The sequence below is a fragment of the Vibrio sp. OPT18 genome, assembly GCF_015163615.1.
Taxonomy (GTDB): domain Bacteria; phylum Pseudomonadota; class Gammaproteobacteria; order Enterobacterales; family Vibrionaceae; genus Vibrio; species Vibrio coralliirubri.
Genome location: NZ_JADDYK010000014.1, coordinates 1 through 3155 on the forward strand (window position 1 = coordinate 1; position 3155 = coordinate 3155).

Sequence of the window (3155 nt, forward strand, 5' to 3'; positions counted from 1 at the left end):
CATAATACGCACTTAGACTAGTTTGATTTGTGGGCCTTAGTGCGGATTCATCTAGCTTTCTATTTATCATTAATTGGTGTTATCAGTATACCGAAGCGTTTCAGTTCTAGTGAGCCGTACTGATTTATGACAAAGCTCGATGGATGTAATGTATAAGTTCCGGCAACGTAAGCCGGTTGCCCTTGTTCGAGTTGCAGTTTCATTTCGACTGGGAACTTCCCACCTAAGTATGCGTAAGCTATTTGTTCATAGATATTACGCGGTGGCTTATTGTCTTTGGCTGGGATTGAACGACTTTCGACTTGTGCGTTCTCTGGGAATATTTCGATTTTTAACATATGGTTGGTTTCCTTTGGTTGGATAATTACTTAGCTCTATGTATGTACCTGGTGCGCTGCGCGTACCAAGTACATACATAAAACTAAGCGGATAAACGAATAACATTGTCGCCACCGTATCCGTAGAGTTTTGATATATGGCCTGCTATTGGCTCGACATAATCAGTCGGATGTTGTTGTGAGAAATCAATGTTAATGACTTGAAGTAAAGGAACGACATTGTCACTTCCATTGCCTTGCAAGTTTTGTAATTGAGCTTTAGAGAATCCGATTGATAGCAAGTCATTCAAATGCCTAGAAAAAGTTTGTCTTGACGTAAACGATTGATAAACCGCTTTATAACCATCTGAGATAAGTGAACGATAAAACCGGAACAACTTATCGGCTTTGGCATATGAAATATTTCCTTTAGGTGTATAGCGAAAGTAAGTCTGTTTGAGTTTTTGATGCACTTCTTCATCGTTAAATATGTTCATGCGTTGTCCTTCTAGCGCTTCAAGTAATGGTGTAAATGATCTCTTCCAGATGTCTGCAATTAAGTTTTTTCCTGTCGATTCGTATTCTTTTTGGTAGCTAATTGCGTCGAATAAATTCTTGGGGATGTCCATTGCGTCTAAGTATCTACGGTGTGCTCCAGCTTCGAAACGAACTAAATGTCGAGCATAATTAATGAGCTTTGGATCTGACATAACGTCTATGACCCGGTCATATGAACGATTACCTTTTTCTTGTTGTGCGCGGAAGTCACGTAACTGACGGTTAAACTCAGGCCCCTTTAAATAAGCCTTTCTGTCGCAGTGTCGTGAGTTTTTGTTGAAGTAAACTGTTGTTTCGTGCTCATTGCGAACAGCTGTACGCATTTGTTTGTTAGAGACATTTTTAAGTTGTTGGATAACTTGACGAGCTTCTAATTCTGTTTTTACTCGCGCCGAATATGTAGCGTCTACAGCATCAAGTGTTGATGATGGAACATTTAGCATTTCGTACACATCAGGGTAACTGTTGTAGAACGCCATAAGCATTTCGATAGCACCGACTTCGATAGAAGTTGGTCCATATACATTATGACCTTGAAGAATTTTTGCAGGCGACGCTTTCAGCTCAATACAAGGTGAACGGTATTTTGTACCTTGGTAAATTTTGAACGCCATACCTGTAAAGTGAGTTGGTAATGACTCGAATGGATGGCGTAGATCAGCAACTTCATATTGAGCCGCCCCAACCTCACCAGTAAAAAAGATCGTTTTTGCCTCAAGGCCAATTCCTCGACGAGAGCATTCCTTGATATCTGCGTAAGACACAGCTTCACCCGACTTCTCTTGATGAGTCGTATGGGTAAATTCAGTCTTAAACGGTATTGATATCTTAAGTTTGTCTATCACTCTAAAAACCTGTCAAGAAGATTAACAACTACTTTTGTGTATTTACACATACATTAAAGTATGAGCTAATAATTGGCAACACAAAAATGGGTGTAAACTTAAACTAAAGTAAGGTTCTTATATGGAAAACGTAAACATGAGTATTGGTGAGGTCTTAAAAGACCGCAGAATTGAACTATCAATCAAACAAGACGATCTTGCAGATAGAATGGATGTTACAGTGCAAACTGTTAGTAAATGGGAACGTGGAATCACAGAACCTAAAGCTAGCCAAGTAGCTGAGTTATCTAGCATCCTTAAATTAAATGAAAAGGAAATCTGTCAAGGTAAGCGCAGCTCAAGCAGTATCGACCCTTTCGATTTTTTAAAACTGGTTAGCTCATGCATACGCGATGCATCAGAAACAGATCTAATACTGACGATCTATGAGCATTTAGAAGATCCAGAAGAGTTTATGTTGGCCCTTTCAGAAAAATCTAACACCCCTTTCTTTACTCATAAAGAAAGACAAAGAGAACAAGCTAAGACGATGTTAGAGCTTTATAAAAATGGTTCTATTCAGTTCAACAATGAAGAAGAAAAAGATCGTTGTTTAAATGCTTGGGAAGAAGCACTTAAGAGTTGAATGTCTCAAAATGAGACAAGAGTACACTATTAAAGATAGTGTACCTTTGGCCGAAAGAGCCATTTACGAATGGCTCCTTCCCCGACGAAACGGGGCCCCTTCCATTCGAAAAGTCTAGCTTCGACCTACTCCTCAATTTTCCTCGCTTAGTCTCGCTCGTCAATATTCGTCATAGGTCGAGATAAACTAAAAACTGCCGCGCGATTGACTGAAACTACCCCTTGAAAAAAGTGGGCGCTTAGCTACTCATTTTCTCTCTACAAGCAAGCTTATAGCAGTGAAAATCGAGCATTTATCACAAAAGTAAAATAAATATAGTCCGAATGTGTAATATTAGAGGACGCTGTTGCTCAAGCTTGCGATGTATCAAATAATCAAAAAGGCAAATAGTTGCCAATAAAACATCGAGGTAAACATGACATCAGTAAACAACGAACTAGAAACAATAAACAATTCAATAGCTGAAAATATTAACGAGCTAAGTAATAAACTAGGCGCAATTGCAGATGAAAGATCATTCGGAGGTGACACTACTGATAGCACACTCTTACTACTAGCGAGTATGATTGAAACAATACAAAAGTTAAAACTAAAAACAGATTTGCTAGAAAACGAATACGACTTAGGTAACTAGAGAAACTCGCATTATGCGAATTATATTACGGGCTCTCGCTACAAAACGATTCTCCCGATGAGCATTAAAAAAGGCCAGCAAGCTGGCCTTTCTAATTGAGCATATCCCTCGCCCACGTTGTTGTATGCTCTAGGCCCTTGGCAGACCCTCAACATAATTCATCACCATAATACGCA

The 3155-nt window shown here is 39.2% G+C and carries 4 protein-coding genes; 2 read left to right on the forward strand and 2 right to left on the reverse strand.

The genetic code is table 11. The features are described from left to right. Positions 1–59: 59 nt before the first annotated feature. Positions 60–338 carry a single-stranded DNA-binding protein gene (locus IQQ51_RS01145; RefSeq protein WP_016793952.1) on the reverse strand — a complete coding sequence of 93 codons (279 nt, stop codon included), beginning with the start codon at positions 336–338 and terminating at the stop codon, positions 60–62. An 83-nt stretch (positions 339–421) separates the two neighbouring features. After that, complete coding sequence (locus IQQ51_RS01150) at positions 422–1720, reverse strand: phage/plasmid replication protein, II/X family (protein WP_102286457.1); 1299 nt, start codon at positions 1718–1720, stop codon at positions 422–424. Positions 1721–1841: 121 nt separating this feature from the next. On the opposite strand from IQQ51_RS01150, the gene IQQ51_RS01155 reads away from it, so the two are divergent. Both IQQ51_RS01155 and IQQ51_RS01160 read left to right on the forward strand, forming a co-directional pair. Then, positions 1842–2345 carry a helix-turn-helix domain-containing protein gene (locus IQQ51_RS01155; RefSeq protein ID WP_193840151.1) on the forward strand — a complete coding sequence of 168 codons (504 nt, stop codon included), beginning with the start codon at positions 1842–1844 and terminating at the stop codon, positions 2343–2345. 415 nt (positions 2346–2760) lie between these two features. Further along, entirely contained in the window at positions 2761–2979 is a 219-nt protein-coding gene (locus IQQ51_RS01160; protein ID WP_193840152.1) for a hypothetical protein, read from the forward strand. Positions 2980–3155 lie beyond the last annotated feature (176 nt).

Excerpts from the sequence above, each read along its gene's own strand:
- IQQ51_RS01145 (WP_016793952.1), bottom strand. The coding sequence starts at position 338 with ATGTTAAAAATCGAAATATTCCCAGAGAACGCACAAGTCGAAAGTCGT.
- IQQ51_RS01155 (WP_193840151.1), top strand. The coding sequence starts at position 1,842 with ATGGAAAACGTAAACATGAGTATTGGTGAGGTCTTAAAAGACCGCAGA.
- IQQ51_RS01160 (WP_193840152.1), top strand. The coding sequence starts at position 2,761 with ATGACATCAGTAAACAACGAACTAGAAACAATAAACAATTCAATAGCT.